Origin of the sequence: Micromonospora phytophila, assembly GCF_023656545.1 — a bacterium.
In the GTDB taxonomy this organism is placed as follows: Bacteria; Actinomycetota; Actinomycetes; order Mycobacteriales; family Micromonosporaceae; genus Micromonospora; species Micromonospora phytophila.
On sequence record NZ_JAMOKF010000009.1, the window covers coordinates 21,451 to 36,520 of the forward strand.

General features: G+C 69.7%; 13 protein-coding genes. 7 read left to right on the forward strand and 6 right to left on the reverse strand.

The annotated features are described in order from the left end of the window. Nucleotides 1–161: 161 nt before the first annotated feature. Nucleotides 162–1,175, reverse strand: coding sequence for a hypothetical protein (locus NCC78_RS03100; protein ID WP_250791613.1), 1,014 nt, complete (start codon nt 1,173–1,175; stop codon nt 162–164). A gap of 714 nt (nt 1,176–1,889) precedes the next feature. Between NCC78_RS03100 and NCC78_RS03105 the strand changes: the two genes are divergently transcribed. Further along, on the forward strand, nt 1,890–2,777 hold the full coding sequence (locus NCC78_RS03105) for a S1 family peptidase (RefSeq protein WP_250791614.1): 888 nt from the start codon (nt 1,890–1,892) through the stop codon (nt 2,775–2,777). Between the two features lie 254 nt (nt 2,778–3,031). On the opposite strand, the gene NCC78_RS03110 is transcribed toward NCC78_RS03105, so the two are convergent. Continuing rightward, entirely contained in the window at nt 3,032–3,742 is a 711-nt protein-coding gene (locus NCC78_RS03110; protein WP_250791615.1) for a DUF6069 family protein, read from the reverse strand. Between the two features lie 41 nt (nt 3,743–3,783). Beyond that, a complete protein-coding gene (locus tag NCC78_RS03115) occupies nt 3,784–4,797 on the reverse strand; it encodes an RNA polymerase subunit sigma-70 (protein WP_250791617.1) in 1,014 nt (337 codons plus the stop codon). A 545-nt stretch (nt 4,798–5,342) separates the two neighbouring features. Between NCC78_RS03115 and NCC78_RS03120 the strand changes: the two genes are divergently transcribed. The 3 genes from NCC78_RS03120 (at nt 5,343) to NCC78_RS03130 (ending at nt 6,751) form a co-directional block, all read left to right on the forward strand. Next, nucleotides 5,343–5,543, forward strand: a complete 201-nt coding sequence (locus tag NCC78_RS03120; protein ID WP_250791618.1) for a hypothetical protein — start codon at nt 5,343–5,345, stop codon at nt 5,541–5,543. Next, nucleotides 5,540–5,824, forward strand: a complete 285-nt coding sequence (locus NCC78_RS03125; protein WP_250791619.1) for a DUF7660 family protein — start codon at nt 5,540–5,542, stop codon at nt 5,822–5,824. The genes NCC78_RS03120 and NCC78_RS03125 overlap by 4 nt, the downstream gene beginning before the upstream one ends. 153 nt (nt 5,825–5,977) lie before the next feature. Then, nucleotides 5,978–6,751 carry an SMI1/KNR4 family protein gene (locus NCC78_RS03130; RefSeq protein ID WP_284706213.1) on the forward strand — a complete coding sequence of 258 codons (774 nt, stop codon included), beginning with the start codon at nt 5,978–5,980 and terminating at the stop codon, nt 6,749–6,751. A gap of 679 nt (nt 6,752–7,430) precedes the next feature. Here NCC78_RS03130 and NCC78_RS03135 read toward each other — a convergent pair. Next, a complete protein-coding gene (locus NCC78_RS03135; RefSeq protein WP_250791622.1) occupies nt 7,431–8,252 on the reverse strand; it encodes an alpha/beta fold hydrolase in 822 nt (273 codons plus the stop codon). A 144-nt stretch (nt 8,253–8,396) separates the two neighbouring features. On the opposite strand from NCC78_RS03135, the gene NCC78_RS03140 reads away from it, so the two are divergent. Then, nucleotides 8,397–9,023 (forward strand): TetR/AcrR family transcriptional regulator, encoded by a 627-nt coding sequence (locus NCC78_RS03140; RefSeq protein WP_250791624.1) that lies wholly within the window; start codon nt 8,397–8,399, stop codon nt 9,021–9,023. Between the two features lie 656 nt (nt 9,024–9,679). On the opposite strand, the gene NCC78_RS03145 is transcribed toward NCC78_RS03140, so the two are convergent. Further along, complete coding sequence (locus NCC78_RS03145; protein ID WP_250791627.1) at nt 9,680–10,114, reverse strand: ATP-binding protein; 435 nt, start codon at nt 10,112–10,114, stop codon at nt 9,680–9,682. A 369-nt stretch (nt 10,115–10,483) separates the two neighbouring features. Between NCC78_RS03145 and NCC78_RS03150 the strand changes: the two genes are divergently transcribed. After that, the gene (locus NCC78_RS03150) at nt 10,484–11,533 is read left to right on the forward strand and encodes a S8 family serine peptidase (RefSeq protein ID WP_250791629.1); all 1,050 of its coding nucleotides are present in this window, start codon (nt 10,484–10,486) and stop codon (nt 11,531–11,533) included. A gap of 590 nt (nt 11,534–12,123) precedes the next feature. Here the strand turns inward: NCC78_RS03150 and NCC78_RS03155 are convergent. After that, nucleotides 12,124–13,308: a PucR-like N-terminal domain-containing protein gene (locus NCC78_RS03155; protein WP_250791631.1), complete on the reverse strand. Its 1,185-nt coding sequence runs from the start codon at nt 13,306–13,308 to the stop codon at nt 12,124–12,126. Between the two features lie 94 nt (nt 13,309–13,402). Here NCC78_RS03155 and NCC78_RS03160 point away from each other — a divergent pair, with 94 nt between their 5' ends. Beyond that, nucleotides 13,403–15,052, forward strand: a complete 1,650-nt coding sequence (locus NCC78_RS03160) for an FAD-binding dehydrogenase (RefSeq protein WP_250791633.1) — start codon at nt 13,403–13,405, stop codon at nt 15,050–15,052. Nucleotides 15,053–15,070 lie beyond the last annotated feature (18 nt).

Consider the following 15,070-nt stretch of genomic DNA (forward strand, 5'->3'; position numbering starts at 1 on the left):
ATGTACAAGGTCGCCCGAAAGAGGGAGCTCGGATGTCGACTCCGCCCGGATCGCCTCGCTGTGCCCGGAACTGCCAGGCCGGACGGAGGGCCTACGGCCCGCCCTGCCAGGCGGCACCCCGGTGCACGGGCATCGTGAGGTCACCGCTGTCCTCTGACGCGCTATCCGTCTGCAGGAAGCAGCTGCGCGCCTGGCGCCGGTGGGGGCACTTCCGCGTCTATCGTCAGGAACAGATTCCGGGTCGCCGGGTCCTCCCCGACCCGAACCGCGGCGATCGGTACCTCGGCGACACCGTCCACCAGCCGCGCCGATTCCCCGTCTCGGATTTCACCGTCGAGGCGGCCCAGTAGCCGCAGACCCACACCGTCCGCCCGGGCCTCGACCACCTCGAACCGCCATCGCGGCATCGTTCGGCCCGCTGCGCGCGGCCGATACTCCCGGCTACCCGATCGACTTCGAGCGAATCGGGCACCGAACGCCAGGTCGACCTCCCGCAGCTCGTTCAGCGACGTGTCCTGCATGTGCCGCAGCGCGTGCCGGGCCAGACACATCCGTACGCCGTGCCGGATCACCCACATCCCAGCGCCCCAACCCTCCGCCGGATCCACGAGATCGCTGACGAGCGTGTCGACATCGCCCGTCGCACCCACGGACCGCAATGCCGCCGCGACGACCGTACGGGCATCGGCCGGCACCACTTTGTCGCCCACGAACGGCAACGCCAGCAACAGGCGCTGCTCGCGGCTCAGCGCGGGATCGGGCATGTCCGCCAGCGCCCGCAGTTCTTCCCAGCAGAGCCCCGGCCCGTAGAACTCGCCCAACCCGGCGATCCGGACAGCCGACCCGCCGAGATCCGAAGTGACCAGCACGTCGAGCCCGCCATCGTCGGGCATGTTGCGATTGACGATGCGCAACCACCGCCACCACGTGCCTTGCGCAGGTGTCAGTCGCAGCGACAACACCGGCCACTGCGCCCGGTCCAGCAGCGTCCGCTCCATGTCGGAACGTGCGGACTCGGGTACGTCGAACGCCGCTGACGTGTCATATACCGCGCCGCCCATGTAGGCCAGGTACACCGGCCAGAACCCGGGCTGCTGAAGCAGGACCTTGCCGTCGACGAGCCGCGCGCCGTCCGGAAGCTCGTACCCTTGGATCGCCAACTCGCCGTCGAACATGGCCGCCATCCTGGCAGAAAGGATCCATGCAGCGGGGCGCACCGGTGGCCACGTCGATTGGCGGCCCATCCTGGTCACTCGATCGGCTCAGCCCGTCATCGACGTACGCCATGTGGCGGTCGGTGCTCATCTCACCAACGGTCGGACCCAAGCTGGCCGAAGCGCAGGAGACCATTAGCGACCTGGTCAACAGAGCGGCGACCGTCACCTGCGACTCACCGGAGCAAGCCGCCGCACAACCACAGCCTTTCTTACCGTTCGCAACGGCTCACCAGCGTGGCAGATGTGCTGGTGGGCAGGACGCCGGGGCGACGTCGGCGCAGGTCATGACAGTCCATTGCTCAGTCGACACAGGCCCGACCGCTCCCCCAGCGATGCGTTTGATCAATCCGCGTACCTTCTGGATCTTGTCTTCCGGCATGTCCGAGGTCGGCCGCCAGCGTGGATGTCTGATGTCCTGCGCTCACCTGCCGGCTTCCTGCTCGTGGCTTGCATGGCCGGTCGGGGACTGAGCGCCGGCGTCGTCGTGTGTCGGCCGCGCGACTTCCCGATCAGCATTTGCATAGATGGTTATGCATCTTGCGGTTTGATTGATGCAACCCGATACTGACGGCAGCGTGTGTCAGGAGGACGGCATCGACCGACCCGGCGAGGCGTCCCCAACGGCTCACGGGGCCACCACCCATCTGGCCTATCGCTCCTGAGGAGGAGACAGTGAGGATCAAGCGCAACCCATCCCGCAGTCACATCGCCCGATCCGCCCGAATCTTCGCCGTAGCCGTCGGCATGGTCGCCACCGCCACCTTCACCCAGCCGGCCGCCGCGTCGGCGTCTCCTCAGGACTACAGCGCCAGCCAGCTCTCCCAGGTGAGCGACGCGGTGGAACGGTCGGCAGTCGAGGGCATCGCCTGGCGTGTGGACGAGGCGTCCGGCCGCGTCGTCGTGACCGCCGACAGCAGCGTTTCCCGCGCGGAGATTGCGAAGATCAGGCAGAGCGCCGGCGACAAGGCCGGTGCGATCCGCGTCGAGCGAGCCTCGGGTGTCTTCGCCCCGCTGGTGTCCGCTGGTGACGCCATCTACGGCGGCGGCTACCGTTGCTCGCTCGGCTTCAACGTCGTCAGCGGCAGCACCTACTACTTCCTCACCGCCGGGCACTGCGGAGACGTGGCCAACACCTGGTACACCAACTCCAGCCACACCACCCTCATCGGCCCGACCGTCGGATCCAGCTACCCCGGCAACGACTACGCGCTGGTCCGCTACGACAACACCTCCCTCACCCACCCCGGGGGATTCACCGTCGCCGACGCCTACGTCGGGGAGTCGGTCAAGCGCACCGGTTCGACCACCGGCACCCACAGCGGAACCGTCACCGCGCTCAACGTCTCGGTTCGCTACGTCGGCAAGGGCGGCGGCACCGTGAGCGGCATGATCCAGACCACCGTCTGCGCCGAGCCCGGCGACTCCGGCGGTCCGCTCTACGACGGCTCCAAGGCGCTCGGCATCACCTCCGGCGGCAGTGGCGACTGCCGGTCCGGCGGCACGACCTTCTACCAGCCCGTACGCGAAGCGGCCAACGCGTACGGCGTGGTCGTCTACTGATACGCCAGCAAGGCCAATGAAGGGGCTCCCGGCCGTGGCCGGGAGCCCCTTTGCCGTCACTGGTTGCCTCGGTCGGTCGTCCCGATGACCTGGAGCCGCTCCGGCAACTATTGATCAGGTGCTGGGGCGGTCAGTCGGAACGGTGGTCGGGCGGCCGCCACCAGCCGGCTTGCTGGGAACGGTAGTTGGAACGCTGTCCGGCTTGCCGGCGTGGGACGGGCGAACCTCGGTCTGCCGGCCGACGGGGCGGATCGTCAATCGGTCCGGGTGTGGAGGCTCCGCGCCAGGGTGGGGATCATCACCGTCGCAGGGACGAGGTGTAGCCCGAGGAGGGCGGTGGCGGTGGCGGTGTTTGCCCCGGAGAGGAGGGGCGGGACCAACGAGATCGCGGTCAGCGACACTGCCGTCCACACGAATCGCTCGGCGGGGCGAGCGCTCCAACGAAGAAGAGCGACGGCAATGACGATTCCCACGACCGAGAAGAAGCCGGTCACCACGGCGAACCCGGACAACGGGATCGTCTCGCCACCATCGGGGACCTCGAAGTCGACGCCGACGGCCTGGGCAAGCGCAGCGGCGAGGGTGGTGGCCACCATCGCTGCGAGCGTGGCAACGAAGCCGGTGCCGGCGAGCCCGCGGAGTCGGTGGGTGTGGCTGGTCTGGCCCGATGGCGGGCCTGCGACGACCCCGGTGTCATTCATGCTGTCCATGTCATCCTCCATCTTTCGGTGACTGGCGTAGGGGTGTGTTGACTGGCAGGTGACGGTCCTGGCCCTGGGGGTGACGATGCGCATCCTCGCCGTGCGACGGCCGGGGTTCCGCAGGGCGCGGACGCCGGTGCCGCGGAGCCAGAACCCGGCGTCGCGTCCGAGGACCGGCCCGGGCTCGCCGTCGCGCAGCTCCAGCTGCACCCGCCCGCGGGTGACGACGCCGAACGCGTCGCACCACTCGGCCGCGACCACCACGACACGCCCGCCACCGCGCAGCGCGAGCGTCCGCACCGGGACTACTCCGTGCCGTCCGCCGGCAGGCGCTCAGGCAGCCCGAGCCGCGGGAACTGGTCGTCGTGGAACGTGACGATCTCGGTGATCGCCCCGCCGGTGACGCGCAGGACGTCGATCGTCAGCGGCAGGTACGCGCCCTCCCGCTTCCGCCACAGGTAGAAGGCGACGGCCGGCTGCCGGTTCACCGAGGTGGGCACCGCGCGCAGGCCCTTCATGCCATCGAATCCATCCTCGACCCAGCTGTTCACCACCGCGTCGCGGCCGACGTACAGGCCCGGCGTGGGCGGCATCGAGCAGCGGACGTCGTCCCGCAGCATGGCAGCGAGCACGTCGATGTCCGTGGCCACGCTGGCGTCGGTGAAGCGGCGCACCAGCTCGCGCGTCCCGGCGTCCTCCTCGCCGCCGGTCCAGTCCTGCCGCTCGGCGGGCAGGTGCTCCCGCATGCCGGCGCGGGCCCGCTGCAGCGCGCTGTTCACGGAGTTGACGGAGTCCCCGAGGAGCTCCGCGACGTCCTTCGCCGGCCAGCCGAGCACGTCCCGCAGGATCAGCACGGCCCGTGGGCGCGGCGCGAGGTGCTGGACAGCGACCAGGTACGCCAGCTCGATCGTCTCCCGCGCGACGGCGACGGTCTCCGGCTCCTCCGCGTCGCTGGCGGGCAGCTCGTCGAGCAGCCGGTCCGGGTAGGGCTGCAGCCACAGCACCTCGCCGCCGGTCGCGGGCTCCGGGCGGCACTTGGCGAGCAGGTCCAGGCAGGCGTTGGTGGCGATCCGGTACAGCCAGGCCCGGAACGTCGACCGCCCCTCGAAGGTCTCCCGCCGCCGCCAGGCACGGAGGAACGTCTCCTGCACGGTGTCCTCGGCGTCCTCGAACGACCCGAGCATCCGGTAGCAGTGCACGTGCAGCTCCCGCCGGTGCCGCTCCGCCAGCCCCGAGAACGCCGGCTCGTCGATCTCGCCCAGACCGCTCTCGCCCAGACCGCTCACGCCCAGCTCCTCCAGCCGCGTGTCCGCACTCATCACGTCATCCTTCCGCCTCGTCGTGTCCCGTCCTAGGTGTGACGGGTGCGGGCGCGACAACTCATCACTAGGGTCGGTCGGCATGGCTGATCCAGTGACGGATCCGGTGGCGGAGCACGACGCGCGGTACGGCGAGGAGGGCGCGGGTCCGCCGGAGTGGGCGCGGGTGCGCGACCGCCTGGCGCGTGCCGGGCTCGCCTGGTTCACGACGACGCGGCGGGCATGGACGCACGGGCACGGCACGAGGTCCACCGAAAAGGATGGGCTTGATCTTGGAGCCGAGACCGGGCTCACCTGGGGAGATGCGCGCCCGAAGAGATTCGAACCCGGCGCTGTTGCGTTACCGGATCGGCGGACACGCTAGGCCCGCCGACTACCTGTCAGATCGCTTGGGCGAGCTTCTTCGACCTCGACACCCGGAACTTCTGCGCACCCGACCCAACCCGCTGACCCCCGCCGAGGCTGCGCGGTCCCGCCGGGCCACCCCCGCAACCCGCAACCGATCCCGTGAAGGTCCAGCGACGGGCATCCAACACGGCGTCGTCATGGTCGTCGGGCAGAAAGTCGCCCTTGGGCGCGTCCACGCCGGCAAGACCGCCACCATCGACGTCCCCGACACCGAACTAGCCATCACCTGCGACTACGGCACCGTCCGACGCACCACCCACCAGCCCGTCCGCAACATCAAAGCCAGCCGACCCCGCAAGACCGACTCCCCCTACAGAACAGGCACGATGACCCGATGAGCGCCTACGAGACCGGCAGGTTCACCAACATCCGTCCCGACGAGGTCAACCACGTCACCACGAACACCGACGCCGCCGACATCGTCGGACGGATGCTCACCGACCTACGCGCCCACCCCACCGAGTGGGAGAACCACACCCTCGAACGCTTCCTGGACGCACTCGAGTCCTCGCTCAAAGCCCTGCGCGGCCTCTACCGCAACCGTGGAGACTACTTCCCTGACCAGCCGACCTGGAAGCAGTTCACCGAGGCCCTCATCATGGCCACCGGCCATGAGTAGCCCGAACCGAAGCAAGCGTCCTAGTCCAACCGTCGAGCGCGGGGAGGTCCGGGCGGACAGCGCTTCGACGCTAGGCTGATCATCCGTGGCAACCATCGATGACATGGCTCGACTTGTTCCGCCGCCGGCAGCGCCGGTCCACGCGCAGGGCGATTGGGCACGGAAGCAACGCTAGGCTTCACCCTGCCTACCGACTACCGTGCGTTGGTCGTCACTTACGGCCTGGGCCAGTTCGGTGACATCACCCTGTTCACGCCCTTCGCCGCAGCGACCTCCGGATACGCCGACCTGGTGTGGCAGGCCGGAGAACTACTCGACGGGTATCGGGATGTGCGCGGCGAGTTTCCGGAAGCCTTTCCCTACCCGCTATATCCAGAGCCCGGCGGCCTGCTCCAATGGGCCGCTACCGGGAACGGCGTCATGTTGTGCTGGCTGACCGAGGGCGTTCCGGACACATGGCCAGTCGTCGTCTTCGACTTCGGCGATCACTGCGACCGGTACGACACCGGCGCCGTCGACCTGCTCTACGGGCACCTGAGCGGGCGTCGCCCGGTACCGGGCCTCGGTACGACGCACGGCATCCCCTGGTTCGACGCCGTCCGCGAACGTGACCACGTCTACGTGCGTTTGTCCGACAGCGACCGCCCGTACGAAGAACGCCTGCGCATCCTCCGCGCTGCCCTCACTCCCACGGCGGACCGCGGCAACTTCATCAGTGACCACGGGCGACAGAACCACTTCAAGGCCATCGACCGCGACTGGCTATTGACCTACGAAACCGCGTACGGCCACCAGATCCGCGTCGCGTTCCCACCGGGCGACGCTGCCACGGCCCGCGCCGTCGTCACCGCCGCCGCGCACGAGATGGGCTGCACGGTTCTAGCGACAACCACTCACAACGGCACACCAACCTGGATTGGCTCCTGACCCTTCAACCCGCACATGCCGTTGACCGCGCACCCCTGACGGGCCGTCGAGTCGGCCCGGCTGAGTAGTAACTACGTGTAACAGCGGCGACCGGTCGGGCGGGAACCCGTATCGCGTCAAGTGGAGCCGATGTGTCATGCATCAAGTGGAACCCGACAGTTCTGGTGACGGCGTCCCCGCCGGCCGGGCCTGACCCGACTTGAACTGGCTCCGTGCCTTGAAGTTGACCCGTCGAGCCGCCAGGCGGGGCGCCCGTTCTCGGCGCTTGCACGGGCCGGCGTGGTGACCTGATTAGGAGCTCGGGTTCGTCCCTCATCCCCGTTCTGTCCAGCATTCTCCTCGTGCTCAGCGGCCGAGCGACATCCCTCACGCACCATTTAGGAGGCGAAGTGAACGAGGACCCGGACGTCACCGTAGGTGCGCGCGGCGGGGGCCTTCGGCGCGGGGACCTGGGCCAAGTCGTTCACGGCAATCCCGACCCACGAGGCGGCGAGGCCTTGGCCCGGGCCGGCGTTGGGCCGGTATGTGGGCCGGGGGCGGAGTAGCTGTCGGGCATCGCCTTCGACGCGAGGTCGTAAACAAGGTGCCGGTCGCTACCGCCGAAGCAGCGGAGGCATACACGCCTGCCGGCCCGCCAGATCGCGGGCCGGCAGGGGCGATGGGTGTTTCGGGTGGCCGCTCAGTTGGCGGTGGCGGCCTCGACGATCAGGGCGGCGACGGCGTCCGGGTGCGAGACCGCGACCGAGTGCGACGCCCCATCGACCGTGACGGTGCGGCGGGAGTCGGCCCGATCGGCCATGAACTTCTGGCCAGCGATCGGAATGTTCTTGTCGGCACCGGCGAGCACGAACCACGAGGGGATCGACTTCCAGGCCGGGGCACCGGAGCCCTCGCCGAGCGCGGCGTCGCGGATCGGGCGCTGGGTGGCGGCGGAGAGGGCAGCCGCCGCGGCCGGAACGTCGGCGGCGAACTGGCCGCGGAACGCGTCCTGCCGGATGTAGAGGTCGTGGGTGCCGTCACCGAGCGGAACCGGGGGCGCCAGGGCCTCGCCGAGGGTGCTACCCGGGAACTGGCCGGACAGGCTGAGCACGGTCTCCCCGGCCTCGGGGGCGAAGGCCGCCACGTACACCAGGTCCTTGACGTTGGGGTTGCCCGCCGCCGCGTTGGTGATCACCGAGCCGCCGTAGGAGTGCCCGACGAGCACGACCGGGCCGGAAACGGTGGCCAGCAGGTGCTTCAGGTAGTCGGCGTCGGAGCTCAGGCCGCGCAGCGGATTCGCCGGCGCGATGACCGGGTATCCGCGCTTCTGCAGCCGCGACACCACCCCGTTCCAGCTGGACGAGTCGGCGAAGGCGCCGTGCACGAGCACCACGGTGGGCTTGGGGCTGTTGTGCTGGTCGGCGGCGGCGCTCGCCGTGCCGCTGCCGACGCCGGTGCCGAGGCTGGCCACGATTCCGACGGCAGCGAGGGCGGACAGGCTCAGCAGGTTCCGGATGCGCATGACGACTCCTCGGTGAGGTAGAACGATCGGTCTTTCTACCGGGAAGACTAGTCGTTCTCCCAGCGTTCGCAAGGCGGCGTGGAGCACATCACGTCGCTACCGTATGCGGTGGCAGAACGAACGGTCTCTCTTTATGCTGAGGGGATGTCATCCACCTCGGCGCTTGCCCCGCGGGACCGGTTGCTGCGAACGGCCTCGCGCCTGTTCTACGCCGAAGGCCTGCATACGGTGGGCGTGGACCGCCTGGTCAGCGAGGCCGGCGTCACCCGGGCGACCTTCTACCGCCACTTCCCGGCGAAGGAGGAACTGATCGTCGCCTACCTGCGAGGCCGCAGCCAGGAGATCCGCGCCGCCGTCGCGCAGATCCCCGCCCACCGCCGCGGACGCGAAGCCCTGCTGGGCATCATGCAATCCGTCGCCGAAGACGTGCGCCGAGCCGACTTCCGCGGCTGCGCGTTCCTCAACGCCGCAGCGGAATATCCGGACCCGGCCCATCCCGTGCGCGTGGCCGTCGAGGAACACCACGCCTGGTTCTTCCAGGCACTGCGCGACCAGGCGGCAGAGGCCGGGCACATCGACCCCGACCACACTGCGCGGCTGTTGGTGCTCCTGCGCGACGGCGCCCTTCAGGGCGGTGCCCTCGGCAACCCGGACCGCGTATGCGACACGCTGCTCAGAGCGGTCAACGACCTGCTCGCCGCGGCTGAACCGACCGGGGGTGGGGACGCGTCCGCCGAACATGACGTTCGCAGGGGGACGCTGGGCGGTTGACCATCTCGTACGCTGCCCGCGGAGCGGCGGCCGAGCACAAGGAGGGTCGGCGCTGAGCGCTCGGCGCCCCATCGTTGGCCAGCGACCGTGTGGATGCCATCAATCCACGCTGCTGGGCGATCACCGGCCACGGCATCAACGGCCGGAAGCTTGAGCTCGGGTTGGAACGGAATGCCGCGATCGGCGGGCAACCCGGCGCTCCGCGTCCCGCGCGCCCGAGCCCCGGGGCCCGTGTACGGCTGCGGTCGACGGCGGCCGTTGACGGCGGCCGTTGACCCGCTACGGATGCTGAACCGGTAATACTGCGCCGCCCGTAGATGCATCGGGTCGTCATCCTGGCGGTCGTCATGGCGGCGGACCAGCTCGTACGGGGATCCCAGCAGGGCAGAGCTTGGATCGGCGTGCTCCACGCCGGGTTGGCGGTACTGTTCGGCTTGGACGGCGTCCCACAGGGCTGGTCGATGCGGGTAGTGCGCGATGGCCGCATGTGCGAATGGACCCGTGCCGACCTGCTGTGTCGGTTGGTGCGCAGCCGTCGTTTCTTATCCGCCAAGGCCCGGTCAGGTCGGGTATGTGGCCGACCGCCGATGGGGCGGGGACGTTGCGGTTGAGGCTTACCGCCTGTTCAGGGGCGAAGCTGCGCAGAAGCCCGCCGGTTACAGGCAGGCGGTGACGATGGCGGTCACGCCGTTGAGGCGGCGGGTGACGATGAGGCCTTCGGTCAGCTGATGGGCGAGCCACAAACCGCGTCCACCGGCCCTGTCGGCCGCGGGCAGTCGCACCGGCAGGCTACCCAACGCTGAACCTCGGTCGATGACCTCGCAAGTCAGGACGTCGTTCTGCCGGCGCAGTTCGAGACGTCCATGGCCGCCGCCGTGTCGGACGGCGTTGGTAACCAGTTCGTGGACGGCGAGAACGAAGTCGTAGCCGGCGTCCCCGGTCAGTCCCTCGGCGGTCACCTGGGCATGGAGAGCATGCCGGAGCGTGCTGACCGTCGCTTCGGTGAAGTCCTGCGACAGCAGCGGCACGACGCCGGTGACAACCCTCGGCGTCGGATGCCCCGGATCGAATGGCGCAGCCCCGTCCCTCACGCCCGCAGGTTACCCGCGTTCGGCCGCTCCGCGACCGTTGCGCAAAGACAAGTATCTGCAGCTCATGGGGGGCGGCCAGCCTCCCGGGGTGGTGGTTCCCCCGGGCTGACACGGCCCACAGCGCCCGCGAGCCTAGCCGGGTGGCGTAAGCACGCCGGCGGGGCTGTGTCATGTGCGCGGCATCGCCGGCCAGGAACAATGGTCCGGCCCGAACTTGCCCTTGTTGTGGCCCAGGCCAACCAGTTGTCGAACATGGCGCCGTCGGTCGACGTCACGGCCCCGTTCGGGTCGATCTGTTGCGTCTCGCGCGTGATCACCGATTCATAGATGAAGCACTGTCGCATCCTGAGAAGAGGTCTCATGTCGATCATGCGATTACTGGCCGGCACCGCGGTGGTCACCGTCCTCGTGGCCCTCACCGCAACGCCCGCCCAAGCGGCTGTCAACGATCCGCTGTACGACAAGCAGTGGGGCCTGCTGCAGATCCACGCCGAACAGGCATGGGCAACCAGCACGGGATCCGGGGTGGTGATCGCGGTCGTGGACACCGGTGTCGACCTCAGCCACCCGGATCTGGCCTCCAAGCTTGTGCCCGGGGCGACCTTCGTCGATTGTGGCCCGGTGTCCTGCGGTGACGGCGACTGGCGGGGGCCGAACGGCAGGCCCGACGCCGGCGACGAGCACGGCAGCCACGTTGCGGGCATCGCGGCCGCGGCCACCGGCAACGGCGTCGGTGTCGCGGGAGCCGCCCCTGACGCGAAGGTCATGCCGATCAAGGTGTTGGAGGCGGGCAGTGGCAGCTTCGCCGACATCGCGGCGGGCATCCGGTACGCGGCCGACCACGGTGCGAAGGTGGTCACCCTGAGTCTCGGGGCGCTGCCGGGCTCCCAGGCACTCACCCTCACCGGGCTCGAGTCGGCCGCGACTGAGGCGATCGCGTACGCGCACGCGAAAGGCGTGGCGGTCATCGCCGCCGCCGGCAACGAGACGGCACCGCTCTGCGACACCCCGGCGTGGGAACCCGGCGCCCTCTGTGTCGCCGCCACTGACCGCAATGAGGTGAAGGCGTGGTATTCCAACCTGGGCGTGAAAGCTGACGTGAGAGCGGTCGCCGCCCCCGGTGGTGCTGGCCTCGTCAACTGCGACGACGACGTGTGGTCCAGCGTCCCGGTGGACACCGGCTCGGCCGCCTGCGGGCAGGGCGACTACGACGCCTACGCCGGCACGTCGATGGCCACGCCATACGTGTCGGGGGTCGCGGCCCTGCTCTTCGCCCAGCAGCGCAGCCTTGACAACGTGTACTCGGTGTTGATGTCCACTGCCCGCACCCCGGTCGTCGGCCAGCGTGGTGTCTATACGCCGATTTACGGCTGGGGCATCGTCGACGCCCAGGCCGCCGTGGCGGCGCCGCGCACCTGACGCCGAGCGGGACGTCCCGGCTGCGGCTTAGCCGTAACAGCACCCCGACCATCGACGCCTGTTTCTTCGGAGGCTGGGGTGCGCGACCTCCGTGGCGGGCGGGATCCCGACCCCGGGTCCCGCCCGCCGTGACTGGAAACAGCGCACTACGAGGCTCGCCGGGAGTAGCGATTCCTCAATCGACACCCCGACCCACTTCACCGCAGCGACAGTGACGCTTCGAGACGTCGCGCAGCATCCGGGGAAGGATGTGCCGGCGGTCCAAGGCGCGACGGTTGGCACGCGGCCGTCGCCTCCATCCCCGCGCTGCCCGCAACGTAGGCGTGTGCGCTCGGGGGGAGCTTCCTGCAGGCCTCGTCCTACAAGGCGGGAAGCGCTGCGTGGACCGTCGGTCGACGTCCACTCGCACCATCGCGGAAGATGGCGCTTTGCCGCGCTCTTCCCCAGCTGTCGGCCGTCTCCTTCACGTCTTCAGGCTGGCGATCACGCTCGTCACGGACGATCCCCTGCCGACAAAAACCTGGCGAGGAGTTGTCCTGACGGTAACAACCGGCCACCCGCAGGGTGCGAGGGCCGACACCCGTTGCACCTCAGTCGGCGAGTTGGCGCTCCAAGGCCACGTGCAGCCGCAGTCGTACATCCGGGTCCTGCAGCTGCGCACCGAAGAGCCGGCGCAGGGTGCGTAGCCGGTACCGGACCGTCTGCGGGTGCGCGTGCAGCGCCGCAGCCGTCGGGATCACCTGTCCCTGGGCGCGCAACCACGCATACAGCGTTTGAAAAAGAGTCTGCCGCGAGGCTTCCGGTAGGGCCTGCAAGGGCGCCAGCACTCGTGCGGCGAGAAGCTCGGCCACCCCTGGTTCCCACTGCGTGAGCAGCTCGAGCAGGTATTCCTCACAGCACAGCATCCGGTCGACCGGCAACTGTCCGGCACCCTGTAGCAGCAGGGCCCGCGCAGCCAGACGGTACGACTGCCGAGCCGACGCCAGCGGCACGTTCGGGCCCAGCGCGGCGCGGCGCCCGGCGAGTACGTGCCGCAGCCGGGCGAGACGCCCGGGAGTTTCGGGGTCGGCGACGACCAGCCGCACGGCGTTGTCGATCACCGTACCGACGGTGCCGCCGCCGACGGCGCGTGCGAGGTGGTCCGCGTCGGTGCCCTCGACGGCGGCGACGGCCACTGACGCCGGCAGAGGCCAGCGGGCCGCATCGGAGGCGGCGCGCAGGACGGGATCGCCCGGCGGGTCCGCCTGGACGAGCAGGGTGACGAGCCGCCGACGGGCCACGACCAAGTCGTGTGATGTGTCCTGCTGGGCTTGCAGGTAGCCCTCGGCCGCGGACCCGGCGAGGGCGTCGACGTAACCGAACAGGGCGGCGGCCAGCACGTAGAGCTCTTCCGGGGACAGCCGGTCGGTGCCGGACTCGACCAGGAACGACCAGATCTCGCGGGCCCCGATCGTCAGGGTGGTGCGCAGCGCGTCGACCTGGTGACCCTCGAAGAACTCGGTGCGTCCGAGGGCCCGGAACACCGCCCTGGTGGGTTCGAGGTCGCGGGCCGGGTCGGCGACGGCCTCGACGAACTCGGTCACCGCGGTCTCCACGCCCAGGGACAGCCCGCGCCCTTGGTCGCCGGTCAGCGAGCGACCCTGTGAGCGCATCTCCGCGCGTACGGTGTCCAGCAGCCGTGCGTGCAGTGCGTCCCGGCTGCGCCTCAGGTGCTCGCCGACATGGGCGCCCAGGTTGGCGAGCCGGGGTTCGATGTCCCGGACGGCATCCGACATGGGTCCCTCGCTTTGTCACCTCGGTGATAAGAGCAACGAAATTTTCGTCACTGTACAACTCCTCTTTGGCACTCGGGTCCGTAAGGCTGGGCTGGTGGACACAGATGTGATCGTGGTGGGTGGCGGCCTGGCGGGTCTCGTCGCAGCCGCCGAGGCAGCGGATGCCGGCGCGCGGGTGATGCTGCTCGATCAGGAGCCGGAGCAGAATCTCGGTGGCCAGGCATTCTGGTCGTTCGGCGGGCTGTTCCTCGTCGACTCGCCGGAGCAGCGGCGGATGGGCATCCGCGACTCCCGCGAGCTGGCCTGGCAGGACTGGCTGGGCAGCGCCGCGTTCGACCGGCCGGAGGACGCCTGGCCGCGCCGGTGGGCCGAGGCCTACGTCGACTTCGCCGCAGGCGAGAAGCGGGCCTGGTTGCGCGCGATGGGTCATCGGCTGTTCCCGGTGGTGGGGTGGGCGGAGCGCGGCGACGGCCGGGCGGAGGGCCACGGCAACTCCGTGCCGCGTTTCCACATCACCTGGGGCACCGGTCCAGGCGTGGTCGAGCCGTTCGAGCGCCGGGTCCGCGACGCCGTCGCCCGCGGCCGGATTGAGCTGCGATTCCGGCATCAGGTGGACGGCCTGGTCACCACGGCGGGTGTGGTCACCGGGGTCCGCGGCACCGTGCTGGAGCCCAGCGCGGTCGCACGCGGCGTGCCTAGCTCGCGGGTAGCGGTGGGCGATTTCGAGGTCAGCGCCCCAGCGGTGATCGTGACCTCGGGCGGCATCGGCGGCAACCACGATCTCGTCCGCAAGGCCTGGCCGGCCCGGCTCGGCGTGCCGCCGAAGCACATGGTGGCCGGCGTGCCGGCGCACGTCGACGGCCGCATGCTCGGCATCACGCAGTCCGCCGGCGGAACGATCATCAACCCCGACCGGATGTGGCACTACGTCGAGGGACTGCGCAACTTCGACCCGATCTGGCCCGGGCACGGCATCCGGATCCTGCCCGGTCCCTCGTCGCTGTGGGTGGACGCGCAGGGCCAACGGCTGCCGGCGCCGTTCTTCCCCGGCTTTGACACCCTGGGCACATTGCAGCACCTCATGGCGACCGGCCATGACCACAGCTGGTTCGTACTCACCCAGAAGATCATCGAAAAGGAGTTCGCTCTCTCCGGCTCGGAGCAGAACCCGGACCTGACCGGGCGCAGCGTCCGTCAGGTACTGGGCCGCATCCGTCCCGGCGCACCGGCACCGGTCGAGGCCTTCAAGCAGCGCGGGGCCGACTTCGTCGTCGCGGACACCCTCGCGGAACTCGTCACCGGCATGAACAAGCTGACCGACGAGCCGCTCATCGAGCTCGCCGACCTGGAACGTACGATCGTCGCCCGGGATCGCGAGATCACCAACCCGTACACCAAGGACGCCCAGATCACCGCGATTCGCGGGGCCCGCGCCTACCGCGGGGACCGGCTGGTCCGGGTGGCCACGCCGCACCGGCTGCTCGACCCCAAGGCGGGACCGCTGATCGCCGTACGCCTGAACATCCTCACCCGCAAAACTCTGGGCGGGCTGCAGACCGACCTCGCCGGCCGGGTCCTGCGGGCGAACGGCGAGCCACTGCCCGGACTGTACGCCGCGGGCGAGGTCGCCGGGTTCGGCGGCGGCGGCATGCACGGCTACAACTCGCTGGAGGGCACCTTCCTCGGCGGCTGCCTGTTCTCCGGCCGCATCGCCGGCCGGGCCGCCGCGGCGGCGGTCCGCTGATGGGCGTACGCAAGAACA

Excerpts from the sequence above, each read along its gene's own strand:
- NCC78_RS03140 (WP_250791624.1), top strand. The coding sequence starts at position 8,397 with ATGTCATCCACCTCGGCGCTTGCCCCGCGGGACCGGTTGCTGCGAACG.
- NCC78_RS03155 (WP_250791631.1), bottom strand. The coding sequence starts at position 13,308 with ATGTCGGATGCCGTCCGGGACATCGAACCCCGGCTCGCCAACCTGGGC.
- NCC78_RS03135 (WP_250791622.1), bottom strand. The coding sequence starts at position 8,252 with ATGCGCATCCGGAACCTGCTGAGCCTGTCCGCCCTCGCTGCCGTCGGA.
- NCC78_RS03125 (WP_250791619.1), top strand. The coding sequence starts at position 5,540 with ATGAGCGCCTACGAGACCGGCAGGTTCACCAACATCCGTCCCGACGAG.
- NCC78_RS03115 (WP_250791617.1), bottom strand. The coding sequence starts at position 4,797 with ATGAGTGCGGACACGCGGCTGGAGGAGCTGGGCGTGAGCGGTCTGGGC.
- NCC78_RS03120 (WP_250791618.1), top strand. The coding sequence starts at position 5,343 with ATGGTCGTCGGGCAGAAAGTCGCCCTTGGGCGCGTCCACGCCGGCAAG.
- NCC78_RS03100 (WP_250791613.1), bottom strand. The coding sequence starts at position 1,175 with ATGTTCGACGGCGAGTTGGCGATCCAAGGGTACGAGCTTCCGGACGGC.
- NCC78_RS03150 (WP_250791629.1), top strand. The coding sequence starts at position 10,484 with ATGCGATTACTGGCCGGCACCGCGGTGGTCACCGTCCTCGTGGCCCTC.